Annotated in this window: 22 protein-coding genes; 17 read left to right on the top strand and 5 right to left on the bottom strand. The window is 61.1% G+C overall.

The window, feature by feature from the left end; genetic code table 11:
• The first annotated feature begins 90 nt into the window (after window positions 1-90).
• The 15 genes from alr to GAL_RS11805 all read left to right on the top strand — a co-directional run bounded on the left by alr (window position 91) and on the right by GAL_RS11805 (window position 14045).
• The gene (alr, locus tag GAL_RS11735; protein WP_024097795.1) at window positions 91-1128 is read left to right on the top strand and encodes an alanine racemase; all 1038 of its coding nucleotides are present in this window, start codon (window positions 91-93) and stop codon (window positions 1126-1128) included.
• Window positions 1125-1925: an MlaE family ABC transporter permease gene (locus tag GAL_RS11740; RefSeq protein WP_024097796.1), complete on the top strand. Its 801-nt coding sequence runs from the start codon at window positions 1125-1127 to the stop codon at window positions 1923-1925. Before alr ends, GAL_RS11740 begins: the two co-directional genes overlap by 4 nt.
• Complete coding sequence (locus tag GAL_RS11745; RefSeq protein WP_024097797.1) at window positions 1922-2668, top strand: ABC transporter ATP-binding protein; 747 nt, start codon at window positions 1922-1924, stop codon at window positions 2666-2668. Before GAL_RS11740 ends, GAL_RS11745 begins: the two co-directional genes overlap by 4 nt.
• 17 nt (window positions 2669-2685) lie before the next feature.
• Window positions 2686-3309, top strand: coding sequence for a hypothetical protein (locus GAL_RS11750; protein ID WP_024097798.1), 624 nt, complete (start codon window positions 2686-2688; stop codon window positions 3307-3309).
• A gap of 178 nt (window positions 3310-3487) precedes the next feature.
• Window positions 3488-3934: a paraquat-inducible protein A gene (locus GAL_RS11755; protein WP_024097799.1), complete on the top strand. Its 447-nt coding sequence runs from the start codon at window positions 3488-3490 to the stop codon at window positions 3932-3934.
• A 175-nt stretch (window positions 3935-4109) separates the two neighbouring features.
• Window positions 4110-5474: a DNA repair protein RadA gene (gene radA, locus GAL_RS11760; protein ID WP_024097800.1), complete on the top strand. Its 1365-nt coding sequence runs from the start codon at window positions 4110-4112 to the stop codon at window positions 5472-5474.
• Between the two features lie 40 nt (window positions 5475-5514).
• Window positions 5515-6069, top strand: coding sequence for a CvpA family protein (locus GAL_RS11765; protein ID WP_014874198.1), 555 nt, complete (start codon window positions 5515-5517; stop codon window positions 6067-6069).
• Window positions 6070-6628: 559 nt separating this feature from the next.
• Window positions 6629-7333 carry a Hint domain-containing protein gene (locus GAL_RS11770; protein ID WP_024097801.1) on the top strand — a complete coding sequence of 235 codons (705 nt, stop codon included), beginning with the start codon at window positions 6629-6631 and terminating at the stop codon, window positions 7331-7333.
• 249 nt (window positions 7334-7582) lie between these two features.
• Window positions 7583-9040 (top strand): amidophosphoribosyltransferase, encoded by a 1458-nt coding sequence (purF, locus tag GAL_RS11775; RefSeq protein WP_040104158.1) that lies wholly within the window; start codon window positions 7583-7585, stop codon window positions 9038-9040.
• A 123-nt stretch (window positions 9041-9163) separates the two neighbouring features.
• Window positions 9164-9706: a DUF2199 domain-containing protein gene (locus tag GAL_RS11780; RefSeq protein WP_040104076.1), complete on the top strand. Its 543-nt coding sequence runs from the start codon at window positions 9164-9166 to the stop codon at window positions 9704-9706.
• A 232-nt stretch (window positions 9707-9938) separates the two neighbouring features.
• Window positions 9939-10208: a type IV pilus biogenesis protein gene (locus GAL_RS11785; protein WP_024097804.1), complete on the top strand. Its 270-nt coding sequence runs from the start codon at window positions 9939-9941 to the stop codon at window positions 10206-10208.
• 111 nt (window positions 10209-10319) lie between these two features.
• Window positions 10320-10973, top strand: a complete 654-nt coding sequence (locus tag GAL_RS11790; protein WP_024097805.1) for an SDR family NAD(P)-dependent oxidoreductase — start codon at window positions 10320-10322, stop codon at window positions 10971-10973.
• 281 nt (window positions 10974-11254) lie between these two features.
• The gene (surE, locus tag GAL_RS11795) at window positions 11255-12037 is read left to right on the top strand and encodes a 5'/3'-nucleotidase SurE (RefSeq protein ID WP_024097806.1); all 783 of its coding nucleotides are present in this window, start codon (window positions 11255-11257) and stop codon (window positions 12035-12037) included.
• A complete protein-coding gene (locus GAL_RS11800; RefSeq protein ID WP_024097807.1) occupies window positions 12034-12681 on the top strand; it encodes a protein-L-isoaspartate(D-aspartate) O-methyltransferase in 648 nt (215 codons plus the stop codon). The genes surE and GAL_RS11800 overlap by 4 nt, the downstream gene beginning before the upstream one ends.
• Window positions 12682-12818: 137 nt before the next feature.
• Entirely contained in the window at window positions 12819-14045 is a 1227-nt protein-coding gene (locus tag GAL_RS11805; RefSeq protein ID WP_024097808.1) for a LysM peptidoglycan-binding domain-containing protein, read from the top strand.
• Between the two features lie 107 nt (window positions 14046-14152).
• Here GAL_RS11805 and GAL_RS11810 read toward each other — a convergent pair whose 3' ends face one another.
• From GAL_RS11810 to tatA, 5 genes are all read right to left on the bottom strand, one after another.
• Window positions 14153-14995 carry an ATP-binding protein gene (locus GAL_RS11810; protein WP_024097809.1) on the bottom strand — a complete coding sequence of 281 codons (843 nt, stop codon included), beginning with the start codon at window positions 14993-14995 and terminating at the stop codon, window positions 14153-14155.
• A gap of 46 nt (window positions 14996-15041) precedes the next feature.
• A complete protein-coding gene (rpiB, locus tag GAL_RS11815; RefSeq protein WP_024097810.1) occupies window positions 15042-15497 on the bottom strand; it encodes a ribose 5-phosphate isomerase B in 456 nt (151 codons plus the stop codon).
• A 125-nt stretch (window positions 15498-15622) separates the two neighbouring features.
• Window positions 15623-16591, bottom strand: coding sequence for a twin-arginine translocase subunit TatC (gene tatC / locus GAL_RS11820; RefSeq protein ID WP_024097811.1), 969 nt, complete (start codon window positions 16589-16591; stop codon window positions 15623-15625).
• Window positions 16588-17073: a Sec-independent protein translocase protein TatB gene (gene tatB / locus GAL_RS11825; RefSeq protein ID WP_024097812.1), complete on the bottom strand. Its 486-nt coding sequence runs from the start codon at window positions 17071-17073 to the stop codon at window positions 16588-16590. The genes tatC and tatB overlap by 4 nt, the downstream gene beginning before the upstream one ends.
• 6 nt (window positions 17074-17079) lie before the next feature.
• On the bottom strand, window positions 17080-17298 hold the full coding sequence (gene tatA / locus GAL_RS11830) for a twin-arginine translocase TatA/TatE family subunit (RefSeq protein ID WP_024097813.1): 219 nt from the start codon (window positions 17296-17298) through the stop codon (window positions 17080-17082).
• 222 nt (window positions 17299-17520) lie between these two features.
• Between tatA and GAL_RS11835 the strand changes: the two genes are divergently transcribed.
• Both GAL_RS11835 and GAL_RS11840 read left to right on the top strand, forming a co-directional pair.
• Window positions 17521-17829 carry a hypothetical protein gene (locus GAL_RS11835; RefSeq protein WP_024097814.1) on the top strand — a complete coding sequence of 103 codons (309 nt, stop codon included), beginning with the start codon at window positions 17521-17523 and terminating at the stop codon, window positions 17827-17829.
• Between the two features lie 67 nt (window positions 17830-17896).
• Window positions 17897-18586 carry a helix-turn-helix transcriptional regulator gene (locus tag GAL_RS11840; protein ID WP_024097815.1) on the top strand — a complete coding sequence of 230 codons (690 nt, stop codon included), beginning with the start codon at window positions 17897-17899 and terminating at the stop codon, window positions 18584-18586.

Here is an 18586-nt window from a genome sequence, read left to right on the forward strand (position 1 = left end):
CAAGGCGCAAAATCCGCCAACCACCTCCTCGCCGGGGCCAGAATGCGGTTTCCCCCTTGACCCCTGTGCCCCCCGTGTCATGAACAGCGCATGACGACTGCTAGACTGACACTGAACCTGGATGCGCTGGTGACCAACTGGCGCAATCTCGATGCGCTGACCAATTGCGAAACCGCCGCAGTGGTCAAGGCCAACGGCTATGGGCTGGACGCAGGCCGCGTCGGCAAGGCGCTGGCCAAGGCGGGCGCGCGCAATTTCTTCGTGGCGATGGCAGAGGAAGGCGTGGCGCTGCGCCGCGCCATTGGCCCCGGCCCCGGCATTTCGGTGTTTGCCGGCCACATGGAGGGCGACGCAAAGCTGCTGCGCGATTTCCAGCTGACGCCGATGCTGAATTCACTCGACCAGATGCTGCGCCATTTCGAGAGCCTGCCGGGCCATCCCTTTGGAGTGCAGCTTGATACCGGGATGAACCGTCTCGGCATGGAGGCTGCCGAATGGGCCGCTGTCCGCGACATTGCCCTCAGCCAGGGTCCGGTTCTGTTGATGTCGCATCTGGCCTGCGCCGATGAGGCCTCGCACCCGATGAACGCCCAGCAGCTCCAGACATTTGTCCAGATGACCGACGGGCTGGAGCTGCCCCGTTCCCTCGCCGCCACCGGCGGTTTGCTGCTGGGGCGCAACTATCACTTTGACCTCTGTCGTCCGGGCATCGGTCTTTATGGCGGGCAGCCCTATGGCGATGCGCTGCCGGTGGCCACGCTCGACCTGCCGGTGATCCAGATCCGCAGCCTCGATCCCGGTGAAACCGTAGGCTATGGCAACAGCTGGACGGCGCAGCGCCCCAGCCGCATTGCAACCGTCGCCGCAGGCTATGCCGATGGTCTGCACCGCGCACTGGGCAGCGGCCAGATCCAGGTCTACGCAGGCGACACGCCCTGCCCGGTGGTCGGCCGCGTTTCGATGGATCTGATCACCGTCGATGTCACCGACCTTGGCGACGACCCCAGCCACCTCAGCATCCTCAACGAGCGCCAGACCGTGGATACGCTGGCACAGGCTGCGGGCACCATCGGCTATGAAATTCTCACCTCCCTCGGCAGCCGCTACGCACGGAGCTATACCGGATGAGCATGTCCTCGCGTCTTTCGCCCCTCAGCCTGATTGCGCGGCTGGGACAACTGGTGCTGGGGGGACTCGGCGCTGTGGGGCGGGTGACGCTCTTCGGCCTGTCGACATTCAGCCATATGCTGCGCCCCCCCTACTATCCGCGCGAGCTGCTCACTGCGCTGTTGCAGGTGGGCTGGCTGTCGCTGCCGGTGGTGGGCCTCACCGCGATTTTTACAGGTGCCGCACTCGCCTTGCAGATCTATGCGGGCGGCGCACGTTTCAACGCCGAGGCTGTGGTGCCGCAGATCGTCGCCATTGGCATGGTGCGCGAACTCGGGCCGGTGCTGGTCGGTCTGATGATTGCCGCGCGCGTCACCTCCTCCATCGCGGCTGAAATCGCCACTATGAAAGTCACCGAACAGATTGACGCGCTGGTCACACTTTCCACGCATCCGATGAAATACCTGGTGGCGCCCCGCGTTCTGGCCGCGCTGATCACGGTGCCGGTGCTGGTGGCCGTTGGCGACATTATCGGCATCATGGGCGGCTATGTGGTTGCGACGCAGAACCTGGGCTTCAATCCGGCGGCTTACCTGAAGAACACCGTCGATTTCCTTGAGCTGCGCGATATCGTCTCCTCGCTGGTCAAGGGGGCGGCCTTCGGTACCATCGCCGCCACCATGGGCTGCTACTATGGCATGCAATCAGGACGCGGCGCGCAAGGCGTGGGCCGCGCCACCAAAGGGTCGGTTGAGGCCGCAGCCGTCCTGATCCTTGCCGCCAATTTCGTCCTCACAGGGATTTTCTTCTCGCTATGATCCAGATGAATGACGTCCATAAGGCCTTTGGCGACAACCAGGTCCTGCAAGGCATGACGCTTGAGATTCCCAAGGGCAGCTCCATGGTGATCATCGGTGGCTCCGGCACCGGGAAATCGGTCGCACTCAAGAGCATTCTGGGCCTGATCAAGCCGGACAGCGGCGAGATCCTGGTTGATGGCAAGCCCGCTGACAGTGGCGACCGCGATAAGTTTCTTGCACGGTTTGGCATGTTGTTTCAGGGGGCTGCACTGTTTGACTCGCTGCCGGTCTGGCAGAATGTCGCCTTCCGCCTGCTGCGCGGATCATTGAAGCGCCCGGTGGATGAGGCGCGCGAGATCGCTATTGAAAAACTGCGCCGGGTGGGCCTGAAGGCCGATGTGGCGGATCGCCTGCCCGCAGAACTTTCTGGCGGCATGCAGAAACGTGTCGGGCTTGCCCGCGCCATTGCCGCCGAACCTGAAATCATCTTTTTCGACGAGCCGACCACCGGTCTCGACCCGATCATGTCTGGCGTCATCAACGATCTGATCCGCGAGATCGTGGTCGAAATGGGCGCGACGGCCATGACCATCACCCACGATATGACCTCTGTCCGGGCGATTGCCGACAATGTGGCGATGCTGCATGGCGGGGTGATCCAATGGACCGGCCCCGTGGCAGATATGGATGCGTCGGGCGACCCCTATATGGAGCAATTCATCCACGGCCGCGCTGAGGGGCCGATCGAAGCGGTGAGGTGATAAACTAGGAGAGTAATTTGAAAGAAGATTTGCTAAACGAGTTCGAGGCCAGTGTTCAAGCGATGATAGAGGGGGAACTCTCAGTTCGCAAACTAACTGCTTTGCACGCTTACAAATTCGTTTTCGATGATGATCTCTATGACATCTTCGATGATTGTGCGACAAAGCTTCCCAATGCTCGCGCTACTGGTAGCAAGTACAACTATTTGGAAATGCTCCTTGGTATTGCCGACGCACAGAGGATCAGGAATCGAACAAATAATGTTTCTCATGACGTACTTCAGACTTTTGAGCTAAACTCGGACGATAAGTCGAAATTGTTAGCTCTGTGCAGTGAAATGCGAGAACTCAACAATTCAACGCTCGAACTAGACGACAAAACCAAGAACCGTATTGCAAAGCGGATCACAGCAATTGAAGCACAAGTTAGATCGGGACTCGGCATCTTAGATGTTGTCCTTAGCGGTATGGCTGAGGTTGGCGAGGCGGCGGGAAAATTTGGCAGCGATGTAAAGCCACTTGTGGACCGGATGCGTGAAGTTGCTCAAATTGCACGATCAGGCAGCAACGACCAAGACGCGCTTCCTCCACCAGAGGAAGTCAAAAAGCTCCCTAGACCGGAAGGCAAAGAGGAAAGCTAGGTTCGTCTTTTCCAAATACTCCCGCCGTTTTGCCGGAGGCAAACCTGCAGTTTGACGGGGGCGGACGGGCGCTGGCCGGACCGCAAGCGAGCCGGCTGGTGCGCGCGCATCTGTTTTCCCCCTTTCAATCTCCGCGCTGAACGCACATGTCTCAGCGAACCCGAATAATTGAGCCGCCATGACCCTCCGCCTCCTCACCCTGTCGCTGCTGATCCTGTACCCCGTCGCGTGGTTCGCGCCGCTGATGCGGGCGGGGTTGTTGCCGATCTTTGGCCTCAGCGAAATTTCGGTGATCACTGGCCTCCAGAGCCTTTGGGGCAGCGACGTGATCCTTGCGCTGACGGTCACGGCTTTTGCGATCTTTGCGCCGTACCTCAAAACCATCGGGCTGGCGCTGGTGCAATGGGGCCTGCTGGACGCGCGGGTGCAACCGGTGCTGCATGTTTTGGGCAAGCTGGCGATGGCGGATGTGTTCCTCATCGCGCTTTATATCACGCTGGCCAAGGGGATTGGTTACGCGACCATTGAGACCGCCTGGGGGCTTTATCTGTTTACGGGCTGTATTCTGGCGTCAATTGTCCTGTCCCTTCTGACCGCGCGCCATCTTCGCCAGCAGGACGACTAGAAACGGGGCGCTGCCCCCGGCCTTTGGCCTCCCCCGAGATATTTGTCACCAGAAGATGTTCTATGCACCCATCTTCTGACCCTAAATATCCCGGAGCGCGAGGCAGAGCCTCGCATGCCCGGTCTGAGGTGCCGCAACGCTTGAACAAACCAGAAACATCTGCCACAGCTAATGCATGGCTAAGACATCATATTCCTGCTCTGCCTGCGGAGCTTCCTTCTCAAAATGGTCCGGGCGCTGCGATGGCTGCGGCGAGTGGAATTCCATCACCGAAGACAAGGGCCTGTCCAAGGGCGGGCCTGCGTCGAAATCCCTCGGCATGCGGCGGGGCAAGACGATCCCGCTGAGCGATCTGGCAACGGAGGAGACGCCGCCGCCGCGCACCTGCTGTGGTGTGGGAGAGCTGGACCGTGTGTTGGGCGGCGGGCTGGTGCCTGCCTCTGCCATTCTGGTCGGCGGGGATCCGGGGATCGGGAAATCGACGCTGTTGTTGCAGGCGGCGGCGCAATTTGCCCGTTCTGGGTTGAAGACGATCTATGTCAGCGGTGAGGAAGCCAGCGCCCAGGTGCGCATGCGGGCCCAGCGGCTGGGATTGGCCGAGGCACCGGTGAAGCTGGCGGCAGAGACCAACCTGCGCGATATCCTGACCACGCTGGAGGCGGAACGTCCGCAGCTGGCCATTATCGATTCCATCCAGACCATGTGGGCCGATCATGTCGACAGCGCGCCGGGATCCGTGAGCCAGGTGCGCGCCGCAGCGCATGAGCTGACCACATTCGCCAAGACCAATGGTATCTCCATCATCATGGTGGGCCATGTCACCAAGGAAGGGCAGATTGCGGGTCCCCGCGTGGTCGAACATATGGTTGATACCGTGCTGTATTTTGAGGGCGAGCGCGGCCATCAGTTCCGCATCCTGCGCGCTGTCAAAAACCGCTTTGGTCCGGCAGATGAGATCGGCGTTTTTGAGATGACCGGCGGCGGGTTGAGCGAGGTTCGTAACCCCTCTGCCTTGTTTCTGTCAGAGCGCGGCACCCCCTCGCCCGGGTCGGTCGTGTTTTCCGGCATCGAAGGCACTCGCCCGGTTCTGGTGGAGATGCAGGCGCTGGTCGCGCCCTCGCCGCATTCGCAGCCGCGCCGGGCCGTGGTGGGCTGGGACTCCTCGCGTCTGGCGATGATCCTGGCCGTTCTGGAGGCGCGCTGCGGCATCCCGTTTGCGGGGCTTGATGTCTATCTCAATGTTGCGGGCGGGATGAAGATCTCGGAACCGGCGGCGGATCTAGCGGTGGCGGCAGCGCTGCTGAGCGCGCGCGAAGACACCGCTCTGCCCGCCGATACGGTGGTATTTGGAGAAATATCGCTCTCTGGCGCCCTGCGACCGGCCCCTCAGACCGAAAACCGGTTGAAAGAAGCGCAAAAACTTGGTTTCACCGCAGCGATAGCTCCAAGTGGTGGCAAATCCGTCGCGGTCCCCGGACTTGCGGTGCGACAGGCCTCTGATCTCGCCGGTTTTGTTGGCGAATACTTTGGGGCTGGCTAAAGTCGCAAGAATTCTAATCGCAGGTTAACGGGCGAGGGACATGGAAGGTTTCACCATTATCGACGGGGTCGTGGCCCTTGTCATTGTTGTATCAGCGTTGCTGGCCTATTCGCGCGGGTTCGTGCGTGAGGCGATGGCCATCGCTGGTTGGATCGCCGCCGCCATCTTGGCCTTTTTGTTTGCACCGCAGGTCGAGCCGCTAATGGCTGAAATCCCGGTGATCGGGGAGTTCATCGCGGACAGCTGCGAATTGTCGATCATCGCCGCCTTTGCTGCGGTGTTTGCATTGGCGCTGATTGTGGTGTCATTCTTTACGCCGCTATTTTCCTCGCTGGTGCAGCGCTCTGCGCTTGGCGGGCTGGATCAGGGCATCGGGTTCTTCTTTGGGGTGCTGCGCGGTATCCTGTTGGTGGCGATTGCCTTCTTCCTCTACAATGTGGTGATGACCGGTCAGAGCTTCACCATGGTGGATGAGAGCCGCTCTGCCGTGGTGTTTGAGCGGATGATTGGCAAGATCGAGGACCGCAACCCCGAGCAGGCGCTTGGCTGGGTCACCACGCAGTATGAAAGCCTGATCGGCTCCTGCGAGAAGTAAGCGTGTACCGCCACCGCTGATCGCGTATCTGCGGCGGCGGGACATATATCAGTGATTGGAACGGGGCGCCGCTGGCGCCCTTTTTCGTGGCCGGATTGGATCGGTGATCGGTTAAGGTTTGGCAGGGTTGCAAAGCCTGGGATTGACCATCGGACCCCTCGCCATGTGACCGCTCGCGGTGATGGCTATGGCAGAGTTTCCGCACAGACCATTTGTCCAATGACGACATTTCAAGATACAGGCACGTTTACCTTTCCTAACATCAAAAACACCGATTAACACTCTGTTAACCAATTAGAATCGCTGTTTTGAGGCATTCAAACCGGCACCAATCCTTCGGTCACATCAGAACGCAGGCCGATAAAAGTTAACAAATCCTGTGATCCGAGGTGTTTTCGGGCAACAATTCGGTGAATGAGGCAGGATTGACGGCCAAAAACCCCTGAGTTGTCCCAATCGGCCCGATCCTTGCCCCATTTCCGTCCAATTTCGCAGCGCACATTGGTGTCAACAAGACGCCGGACAGAATGTCAGGCATATCGCTCAGAAGGACGACACCATGCTGCTGGACCACTCGACATCGTTTGCTGACTGTCAGCCCGTTGGTCTTCTGCTGGATTTCCCGGCAGCTGTCTCCCCCGCCGCTCCCAGCCGTGCCCGGCCCCGGCCGCGCACTGGTGGTCTGCTGCCGCATGTGATGGTGGAAACGGATCGCGGCTTTGTTCAGGCCCGCGATGTAAAGCCCGGTGACAAGATCTACACGCTGGACGGTGGCGCGCAGGAAGTGACCGGCGTCAAACATGCGGTGCCACGCCTGACCTCCTTGGTGCATGTCCCCGCCGGTGCGCTGGGGAATGATAATGATCTCACCCTGCCTGCGGATCAGAAGGTTGGTCTGGAACTGGCCGCAGTGGAGCGCCTGTTCGACATCCCCACTGCGATGACCAAAGTGGTCTCTCTGATCGGTTACAACGGTATCTCTGCCGCCATGCCGGAGAAGATGGCGCGTATCTATCTCTCCTTTGTTGAGGAAGAAATGATCTGGGCCGAATGTGGCATGCTGGTGCATGTGGCAGGTGAGACCGGTGCAGACGACGACGGCGCGTTTCGCATGCTGACACTGACCGAGACCCGTCAGATCCTGGCCAGCGAAGACGGCCGCGCACTTGCCGATGCAGGCAAAGGCGACGCGAATGAGCGGGATGAGGAAAGCGATGACGTGCTCTCCGCCTTTGATATGCTGCGCGGTCTGCTGGCGGCCTGAGGGCGCGATCACGATCTGCTTCAGCCAAGCTGAGACCCTACACTTCCAAGCCCCTATCGTGCCAAGACACCCGACCTGCGACCGCTCGCAGGTCTTTGTCGTTGTGGAGAGCAATAGCAGCCGAGCGGGGTTTTTCACCCCAACTGTCGTGAAACCGTGATCCTTTGGTGACATGGGCGGGCGGACCCTCTATGTGGGGGGCATCCTGACAACCGGATTCGGAGCCACACCGCCTTGCCGATGCCGCAGATGCCCCCCGCCCACCCGTTTGACGATGACAAGCTGCGCGAAGAATGCGGCATCTTTGGCGTCGTCGGCGTCCAGGACGCCTCCAATTTCGTTGCTCTTGGCCTGCACGCCCTGCAACACCGAGGACAGGAGGCCGGCGGCATTGTCACCCATGATCCTGTCGAAGGGTTCCAGAGTGCCCGCCGGTTTGGCTATGTTCGCGACAACTTCACCTCGCAGGACGTGATGTCCACCCTGCCCGGCCCGATTGGGATTGGCCATGTGCGCTACTCCACCGCCGGGTCCAAAGGTCAGACTGCGATCCGCGACGTGCAGCCGTTTTTTGGCGAGTTTGCCATGGGCGGCGCAGCTATTGCCCACAATGGCAACATCACCAACGCCGATTCCCTGCGCAAAGAGCTGATCGAACGTGGTTCGATCTTCCAGAGCTCATCCGATAGCGAATGTATCATCCACCTGATGGCGCGCTCCCTGCAGCGCAACATCCCCGAGCGGATGGAAGATGCGCTGCGCCGGGTCGAAGGGGCGTTTTCCGTTGTCGCAATGACCCGCACCAAACTGATTGGCGTGCGGGATCCGCTGGGCGTGCGCCCGCTGGTGCTCGGCAAGATCGGCGATGGCTATGCGCTCAGTTCGGAAACCTGCGCACTGGACATCATCGGCGCAGAATTCCTCCGTGAAATCGAGCCGGGCGAGATGGTGGTGATCACCGACAAGGGCGTCGAGAGCCATTTCCCGTTCCGCCGCCAAGCGTCCAAATTCTGCATCTTTGAACATGTCTATTTCTCCCGCCCTGATTCGATCCTTGGCGGGCGTTCTGTTTATGAGACCCGCGAAGCCATTGGTCGCGAGCTGGCCAAAGAAAACCCGGTCGAGGCGGATCTGGTCTGCCCTGTGCCCGACAGCGGCACCCCGGCGGCGATTGGCTATTCGCTAGAATCGGGCATTCCCTATGCGATGGGGATCATCCGCAATCAGTACATGGGCCGGACCTTCATCGAGCCGACCGAACAGATCCGCAACATGGGTGTGCGTCTGAAGCTAAACGTGAACCGCGCACTGATCGAAGGTAAGCGTGTGATCCTGGTGGACGATTCTGTTGTGCGCGGCACAACATCGCGCAAAATCAAGGAGATGATCCTGGATGCCGGGGCCAGTGAGGTGCATTTCCGCATCGCCTCTCCGCCGACCGCCTGGCCCTGTTTCTACGGCGTGGACACACCGGATCGTGACAAGTTGCTGGCGGCAAACATGTCCGAAGATGAGATGGCCAAGCATCTTGCCGTGGACAGCCTTAAGTTCATTTCACTGGACGGGCTTTACCGCGCCGTCGGTCAGGATCAGGGGCGCAACAGCGCCTGCCCGCAGTATTGCGACGCCTGTTTCTCTGGCGAATATCCGGTTGTTCCCACCGATATGGTGGAACGGGGGTTTGAAATGAAAGCCGCAGCAGAGTAAGAGCGCAGCCGATATCAGTTCGACTCATGAGGCGCTGATCACCGGATCGGCGCCTCTTGCCGTTTTGCGACCACCACCGCCCGCCACCGAAAGGCCGACCCTTTGGATCCACATCTCGCCCGCATGCTTGGCTCACAGCGCCAGTGCCGCTGTTGCGGGGCGACCTTTGCCCAGCTCTTGAGCCTCAGCTGTGACCGGCCCGATGTCTGCCCGGAAGATATGTTCGTGCATGACAACAGCGCGATCTCTGCTCAGGCCGGTGATGTGCTGACCGAGGATTTCTGCCGCCTTGGCAAACTGCGCTTCATACGTGCGGTACTGGCGGTGCCATTGGCGGATACCCGTGGTGAGGAGTTCATTCTGGGCACCTGGGCGCGGCTGAGCCAAGAGGATTTCGAGGCCTATCTCGACCGGTTCGAGATGCAGGAGACCGAGGATCTGGGCAGCAAACGCGCCTGGCTGGCCAATGCCATCCCACCGGATGGCAGCGATTCGGTTGAGGCAATGTTGCATATGCGACCTGAGGGGCAATATCCGGAGTTGCAGATCTCCGAGCCGGATCATCCGCTCTACAATTTGCAGATGGTAGGTGCGCAGCTGGAAGAGTTGCTGGGCCTACTTTATGCCTATGGTCACGATCTGCCGTCGCTGATCTACGACGCCTGACCCTAGTGAAGTCCCCCACCTTCGTAGCCTGCTTTCCCCCGCAAACGTTCAAGGGCCTGCGCGCAATTGCGCAGCGTCAGCACGGGCAATGCGCAAGGGCTTGCGCACCAATGGGCGGCCCACCGGCAGTCGCTTGCCACCGCGCGCCGCCCCCTCTGTTCGGCGGAAAGTGAAGCTGATAGCCGACCGGCATCCGCCCTGAGCGCCTCAGAGAAAGAACCAAGTTACCAGAATGGCAAATCGTGATAGCGGCAAGACCCCAGCGAATGTTGCAGGTCATGCCACCCAGAAAGACGCCTTGCGCCGCAACCGCCTCAGCCTGTTGGGACTGTTCGGCGCCAGTAATAACCTCAGCGCCATGGTGCGCATGCCCAGTGGCCGCATGCAGGTGGTGACCCGTGGCAGCCGGCTGTCTGGCGGTGAGGTCATTGCCATTGATGCCGAAGGCCTGATCCTGCAGAAAAACGGCAAGGCTGCGCGGATCGAGATGCCCGGCAGCTGACCCGCCTTGGTGCCTGTCAGAGGACTGACGGAAGGCTGACGGGGAACTGAGACGGAGGCTGCGCCGCTTTGGCCCCTTGACCCGCGCCACGCTGCGCCGCACAAGGCGCCCATGACACAGAAACTTGCTCTCATCACCGGGGCCTCTCGGGGTCTGGGCGCCGCCCTCGCAGAGGCACTGGCGCCGACGCATCACATCGTTGCAGTGGCCCGCACCACGGGCGCGTTGGAAGAGCTGGACGACCGGATCAAATCCGTCGGCGGTTCTGCCACATTGGCGCCGATGGATATCACTGTCCCCGATGCTATGGCCACGCTCTGCCGCGGCATCCATGACCGCTGGGGGCAGCTGGATCTCTGGCTGCACACCGCGATCCATGCTGCGCCGCTAAGCCCTGCCAACTTCGTCGCTGCGAAGGATTGGCAAAAATCCATGGCGATCAATGCCACGGCGACCTCCGTGCTGATCCCCTATGTGGCGCCGCTGCTGGGGCAGACCGGTCAGGCCGTGTTTTTTGACGACCCGCGCGCCGGAGAGAAGTTCTTTGGGGCCTATGGTGCCACCAAAGCGGCCCAGATGTCGCTGGCCAACAGCTGGCAGGTTGAGACCGCAAAGACCGGCCCCAAGGTGCAGGTCCTGACGCCGCAGCCCATGGCAACCGCCGTCCGTGCCCGTTTTTTCCCGGGCGAGGATCGCGACGCGCTGGCCAGTCCGCAGCAGGAAGCGGCCCGGCTGTTGCCCCAGATACTGACCGCCGCCGACTGACCACCGATTGCCCATCGGCTGCATGACGCCTAACCGCAACGCAGACGCGCGATATTCCGCCGACCGGTGTCCGACAGGGGTGCCGGTCGCGTTGGTTTCTAGGTCCGGCAACAAACCTGTGACCTCTGTGCCGCAGGGGCCGCCACCGGGCAGCTTGCGCGCGGTCACAGTGGGGAAACTCTTGCCCCCTTTTGCCCCACATCTTATTCAGGTCGGACACGCGGATCGGCGTGACCGCACCCAAGATACAGCCCGCCAGAGCCAGACGAGAGGCCCAGTTCATGCGAATTCTGATCACCAACGACGATGGCATCAGCGCCCCCGGTCTGGCTGTTCTGGAACAAATCGCCCGCGAGGTGGCAGGCCCCGACGGCGAGGTCTGGACCGTTGCCCCTGCCTTTGAGCAATCAGGCGTCGGCCATTGCATCAGCTACACCCGCCCCTTCATGCTCAGCCAGCTGGGCGAGCGCCGCTTTGCCGCCGAAGGATCCCCTGCGGACTGCGTGCTTGCCGGGCTCCATGTGGTGATGAAGGATCAGCTGCCGGATCTGGTGTTGTCGGGCGTGAACCGGGGCAACAATTCGGCTGAGAACGCGCTCTATTCCGGTACACTGGGTGGCGCGATGGAGGCAGCGTTGCAAGGCATCCCCGCGATGGGGCTTTCGCAGTACTTCGGACCAGAAAACAACCAGCTGGACAACCCGTTTGAAGCCGCCGCCCAACACGGCGCCGATCTCATCCGCTCAATCCTTGACACACAACCCAAGGAAGACGCGGATTACCGCTTGTTTTACAACATAAATTTCCCGCCCGTCCCCGCGGAGAGTGTGAAAGGGCGACGGATCGCACCGCAGGGATTTCGGCGTGGCAGCCATTTCTCCGTCGAGGAACAGACCTCCCCCAACGGGCGACGCTACCTGTGGATCCGGGGCGGCAATCAGCATATCGCTACCGCCGAGGGCACCGATGCGGCGCAGAACCTGGCGGGCTATATCTCGGTCACGCCGATGCGGGCTGATCTGACGGCGACGGACGCGCTGGAGCGCCTGAAGGGCATTGAATGAGCGAGCCGACTGCCGAAACCAAGATGCAGTTTCTGTTTGCCCTGCGCTCACGCGGGGTGACGGATGCGCAGGTGCTGGACGCGATGGAACAGATCGATCGCGGCCCCTTTGTGCGGGGGCTGTTTTCGGCGCGCGCCTATGAGGACATGCCGCTGCCGATTGCCTGCGGTCAGACCATTTCGCAGCCCTCGGTCGTCGGGCTTATGACGCAGGCCTTGCAGGTTTCGCCCCGCGACACGGTTCTGGAGGTCGGCACCGGCTCGGGTTATCAGGCTGCGATCCTGAGCAAGCTGGCGCGGCGTGTCTATACCGTGGACCGCCATGCCCGACTGGTGCGCGAGGCGCGGCAGATCTTTGACCAGCTGCATCTTTCCAATATCACCTCGCTGGTGGGGGATGGCAGTCACGGGCTGCCGGAGCAGGCCCCGTTCGATCGAATCATTGTGACCGCTGCCGCCGAGGATCCGCCCGGCCCGCTCTTGGCCCAGCTCAAGACCGGCGGTATCATGGTGGTGCCCGTGGGGCAGTCGGACACCGTACAGACCCTGATCCGTGTTCAAAAAACCGCCAGCGGTCTGGAATACGACGAATTGCGCCCGGTGCGTTTTGTTCCCCTGCTTGAGGGGATCGGCAAAGACACGTAAGGGAGAGGCAAGACCTGCCCTCCCCCAAAGTTCGGGAAGATCCCGAGCCGGATCACGTGGCTGGCCGACGGACTATTGGCAAGCCCCAGGGATAATGGGGGCCCGCAAGACGGGAACGGCGTTCTGAGGAGAGCGAAATGACAGTGACTGACCCCACCCGCCGCGATCGTGCGACAGGCCGCAAGGTGCTGATGGCGTTGCCTCTGGTGGCCGTGCTGGCCGCTTGCGAGGCGCCGCTAGACTATGATCTGCGCGGCCAGATCGGTGCTTTCAACACCACCAAAGCCGCCCAAACCGCCACCACCAGCCGTCCGAAACCGGATTCCAATGGGCTGATCACCTACCCGTCTTATCAAGTGGCCGTGGCTCGGCGCGGTGATACGCTGAATGACGTGGCTGGGCGCATCGGTCTGCCCGCCAGCGAATTGGCCCGCTTCAACGGCATGAAGACGGACGATCCGCTGCGCCAGGGCGAAATCATCGCCCTGCCCCGTCGTGCGCCTGGCACCGCTTCAAACAGCGCAGGCGGTGTGGATATCGCCTCGCTGGCGGGAGATGCCATCGACAGCGCGCCCTCTACCACGCCAAATGCAGCAAGCACCGTCAACACCACGCCGTTGGCGCCGCAGCCCCCTGCGAGTAAGCCGCAGGTGCAGAGCGGGCCGGAGCCTGTGCGCCACAAGGTGAAACGTGGCGAGACCGCCTATACCGTGTCGCGGCTCTATCAGGTGCCAGTAAAGGCACTGGCGGAATGGAACGGTCTGGGCAGCGATTTTGCCATTCGCGAAGGCCAGTTCCTGCTGATCCCGCTGAAGGACCGCCCGGCACCGCGCAAGGAGGCCTCAGCAGCAACTGTACCTGCGGTCGCAACCGTCACGGCCCCCGGTGAGGGCACCAGCACGCCCACCCCACCCAGCGCCACCAAGCCGCTGCCGCAAGAAACCGTTGCCCCCGCCGCCGAAGCTCCCAAGGATCTGCCAAAGGTCGAAGTTCCCGCCCCCACCCGCAGCTCCAGCAGCGCGATGAGTTATCCAGTCAAAGGCAAGATCACCCGCACCTATGCCAAGGGCAAAAACGACGGCATTGATATCGCGGGGGCTGCGGGCGCGCCGGTGCAGGCCGCCGATGGCGGCACGGTCGCGGCGATCACCAAGGATTCCAACAATATCCCGATTATCGTGATCCGCCATGACGCCAAGCTGCTGACAGTTTACGCCAATGTCGACAAGATTGAGGTGAACAAGGGAGATACCGTATCACGCGGCCAGACGATTGCTGCTCTGCGTGACGGGCCATCCGCCTATGTGCACTTCGAGGTCCGCAATGGTTTCGAAAGCGTCGATCCCCTGCCCTATCTGCAATAAGATCGACCTCACATCACCAGATCAGAAAACGGCGCCCGGGAGATTTTGCGAGCGCCGTTTTTACGTTTTGCCTGCATGATTGTCGGAGAGCTGCACTCACCCGCTGATCAGCTGACTTTTACCCCGTGCCGCCCCGCCAGATCGGTGAAGAACTGCCAGGCGACCCGGCCCGAACGTGCGCCGCGTGTGGCTTGCCATTCGATCGCCTCGGCGCGCAGCTCCTGCTCCGCAACCTCTACGCCGTAAGCCGCGCAATAGCCTGAAATCATGGCGAGATATTCGTCCTGATCACAAGGATGAAAGCCGAGCCACAGCCCGAACCGATCCGAGAGCGAGACCTTTTCCTCAACCGCTTCGGACGGGTTGATGGCGCTGGAGCGCTCATTCTCGATCATGTCGCGCGGCATCAGGTGGCGACGGTTGGAGGTGGCGTAGAACAGCACATTGTCTGGCCGCCCTTCGATGCCGCCATCCAGCACCGCCTTCAGGCTTTTGTAGTGCTGATCATCATGGCCAAAGGAGAGATCATCACAGAACAAGATGAAGCGCTCCGGCGCGGCGCGCAGATGGTTCAGAAGACGTGCCACCGAGGGCAGATCCTCGCGTTGCAATTCCACCAGTTTGAGCGCCGGAAATTCCGGTGACAGCTGGCCATGGATCGCCTTCACCAGACTGGATTTGCCCATGCCACGGGCGCCCCATAGAAGCGCGTTATTGGCCCCGAACCCGGCGGCAAAACGGCGGGTGTTGTCCAACAGGGTATCCCGCGCACGATCGATCCCCAGAAGCAGTTGCAGATCAACGCGATTTACGATGTCCACTGCCTCTAGCCGGTCCGGCACGACATGCCAGACAAACGCGGACGCGGCGGCAAAATCGGGCGCCTCCAAAGGCGCAGGCGCCATCCGCTCCAGCGCATCAGCGATGCGGTTCAGACTTGTCTCATCCATACTGTGGGCCTCCGGTTCCGTGATGGCTGGTCACGGTGTCTCGCGCTTAGCTGTCCTGCGCTTCGATCATGTCCACACGGGTGGCGTGACGGCCGCCCTCGAACTCAGCATTGAGGAAGGCATCGACAATTTCGATGGCGAGGCTGTCGCCCACCACACGCGCCCCGATGGAGAGCATATTGGCGTTGTTGTGCTGGCGGATCATCTTGGCGGAGAAGGTTTCGGAGCAGACCCCGCAGCGGATGCCCTTCACCTTGTTTGCCGCCATCATGATGCCCTGACCGGTTCCGCAAAGGATGATCCCGAGATCGCAGTCGCCCGAGGCCACACGCTCCGCCGCTGCTGCGCCGTGCTTGGGGTAATGGGTGCTTTCGGGGGTGGTGGGGCCAATGTCGACGACCTCCCAGCCGTTTGCGGCGATATGCTCCGCGATGGCCTGACGCAGCTCGATTGCGGCGTGATCGCTGGAAAGCACAACGCGGGTGGGTTTGTTCTGGTCCATGGGGGTCTCCGTCGGTGAGTTACCGGGGTCAAAGCATGTTCCGGCGACGCGGGCAAGAGGGCAGCCGCCAAAGCAAAAAGGCGCGCCGTTGCCAGCGCGCCCGTTCTCATTATTTCCGGTAAGGATTACTTGGCCTTACCGTCGCTATCCTCGTCCTCGTCGAACTCAGCCAGCAGAGGATCGTCTTCGGGATGCATATCCATCTCGTCGTCAAGATCATCCTCGTCGTCATAGTAACCTTCGGCGCGCAGCTTTGCCTCGCGGGTTTTCTCGACCCGGCGCACCAGAAGGATCGACACCTCATAGAGGCCATAAACCACCGAGAAGAGGATGCCTTGCGTGATCACATCCGGCGGGGTCACCAGCGCGGCCAGCACAAGGATCGCGACAACCGCATATTTGCGCACGCTGCCCAGCCCGTCAGCGCTGACCAAACCGGCCTTGCCCATCAGGGTCAGCAGCACTGGCAACTGAAAGCACAGGCCAAAGGCCATGATGAATTTCAGCGTGATATCCAGCGACTCGTTCACCTTGCCAAAGAAGGTAATCCGCACCCCATCTGTGGTTTCCGGCACCACGGCGGCATCGGCAGGCAGGCTGCTGACCGCACCAGACAGGAGGTTGGCAAAGATCGACGACACATCGGCAAAGCCAAGGAAGAAGGCCATCGCCAGCGGTGTCACCACGAAATGCGCAAAGCTCGCCCCCAAGAGGAACATCACCGGCGAGGCAATGAGGAAGGGCAAAAACGCGTTCTTCTCAGTCTTGTATAGACCCGGCGCCACAAAGCGCCAGAGCTGGAAGCCAATGACCGGGAAGGACAGCGCAAAGCCAAATACCATGGAGATGCGGAACAGCGTGAACAGGTATTCCTGCGGGCTGGTGTATTGCAGTGTCGGTGCGGGATCGCCCAGATTGCGCAGGGTTTCCTCAATCGGGCCGAGCAGGAATTGCAGGATCGGTTCCGCCACGGTGAAGGCCAGCACAATCCCCACGATGAACGCGCCCACCGCCCGGATCAGGCGGGTGCGCAGTTCGGCCAGATGCTCAATCAGCGGCGCTGTGCTGTCGTCGATATCTTCTGACGCGCTCATGTTTTGCTCTCACTTTCCGGCGTGTCTGGCGCATCACTGGCCGCGAGTGCTGCCTCCGCCTCAGCCGCCTTGGTCTGGGCCTCTGCCGCCTCGCGCGCCTTGCGGTCTGCCGCCGCACGGGCGGTGGCTGCCTGGATCTTCTTGGCATCTTCCGCCCGTTCAGCCGCCAGTTTCCCGGTTTCGCTGTCAGGGTCGAATTTGGTCGGGTCAATCGACTTAGCCATATCCTGCGCCGCCTGTTTGACGCCATCCATAGCGGTGTTCATCGGATTGGTTGCCGCCTTCAGCCCCTTGGCCATGTCATTGACGCCGGCTTCATCGGCGGCATCATTCATGGCCCGGCTGAATTCGCGCGCCATGCCCTTGGCCTTGCCCACGAACCGCCCGACATTGCGGAACAAAACCGGCAGGTCCTTGGGGCCGACAACAATCAGCGCCACGACGCCGATGACCATGAGTTCGGTCCACCCAAGATCAAACATCGCCGCTTAGACCTTGTCTTTTTCGGTCTCGGGGGTCACGTCGCGCGCGGCCTCAGCGGTGTTGTCTTCTTCCAGTTCCTTGGTGCTGTCATTCACGCCTTTCTTGAAGGCGGTGATGCCTTTGCCCACTTCGCCCATCAGCGAAGAAATTTTACCGCGACCAAACAGGACCAGCACGACAACGGCGATGAGCAGCAGGCCCGGAAGGCCAATATTGTTAAGCATGAAAGGGTCTCCTTCTGCGTGCGGACCGGGGAATGGCCCGCAGATGTCATTTGATGACGGTTTTACGCCCCCGCCCCGGCAGCGCAAAGATCTGAGCCGTATGAGCGACATCGGAAACTGACAAAAAAGCAGATTTATCCGAGGTGACGCCATCCAACTGACAGGTTTATGTCAGTTGGATGGCGCTATTGCCAGAGCATCACACCGAAAAGGAGACAAGTGATGCAAAGACATGTGGCAGAGATCGTAACCTTTCAGCTGAATGACGGGCAGAAGGAGGCGGATTTCATCGCGCTGATGCAGCGCACGGAAGCGTTTGTGCGCGCCCAATCCGGGTTCATGCACCGGCAACTGACCAAAGGCGCAGATGGCAGCTGGACGGATTATGTGGTCTGGCAGGACATGGCGACCGCCCAAGAGGTGGCGCAAAGCTTCATGCAGCAAGAATTCGCGGCAGAGGTGATGGCGGCAATCGCGTCCGATACGGCCAAGATGCGCCATGAGGAAGTGCTCTGGTCCATGGTCAGCTAGGGTCAGGCTCCATACAGGCTCAATGGGTGGTCTTGACCTCATGCCCGCCGCGTATCAAGGCTAGCACATGCGCCGCACCGACCGCCTCTTTGATATTATCCAGATCCTGCGCGATGGAAAACTGCACCGCGCGCAGGACATTGCGGACCGGCTGGAGGTCTCGACCCGCACAATTTACCGCGACATGGACACGTTGGTCGCCAGCGGTGTGCCGGTCGAGGGCGCGCGTGGTGTGGGCTATATGGTGCGCGAGGCGATCACGCTGCCGCCGCTCACCCTCACCAGCGAGGAGCTGGAGGCGCTGAACCTCGGCATGGCGATTGTCGCCGAGGCTGCCGATCCGGACCTGAAAGCTGCCGCCGAAAGTCTTGCTGCGAAGGTGGATGCGGTTCTGCCAGAGGGCACCATTGCCGAAGCTGATGCCTGGAAATTTGCAGTCTACCCCTTCGCCGACGCAGCGCGAGGGTTTACCCAGATGCCGACACTCCGCGCCGCGATCAAGGCGCGTCAGAAGCTACATCTGACCTATCGCCGCATCGATGAGACCCTGACCGAGCGTATCATCCGCCCCTTGCATATGGAGTATTGGGGGCGGGTCTGGACCCTCACGGCCTGGTGCGAGACTCGCGAGGACTTTCGGGTGTTTCGGGTAGACCTGATCGAGGCGGCCGAACCCTTGCCGGAGCTATTCGTGGATGAACCGGGCAAGCGCCTGATGGATTATCAACCTTATGCCGACACGTCCGCACCGGATTGA

Origin of the sequence: Phaeobacter gallaeciensis DSM 26640, assembly GCF_000511385.1 — a bacterium.
In the GTDB taxonomy this organism is placed as follows: domain Bacteria; phylum Pseudomonadota; class Alphaproteobacteria; order Rhodobacterales; family Rhodobacteraceae; genus Phaeobacter; species Phaeobacter gallaeciensis.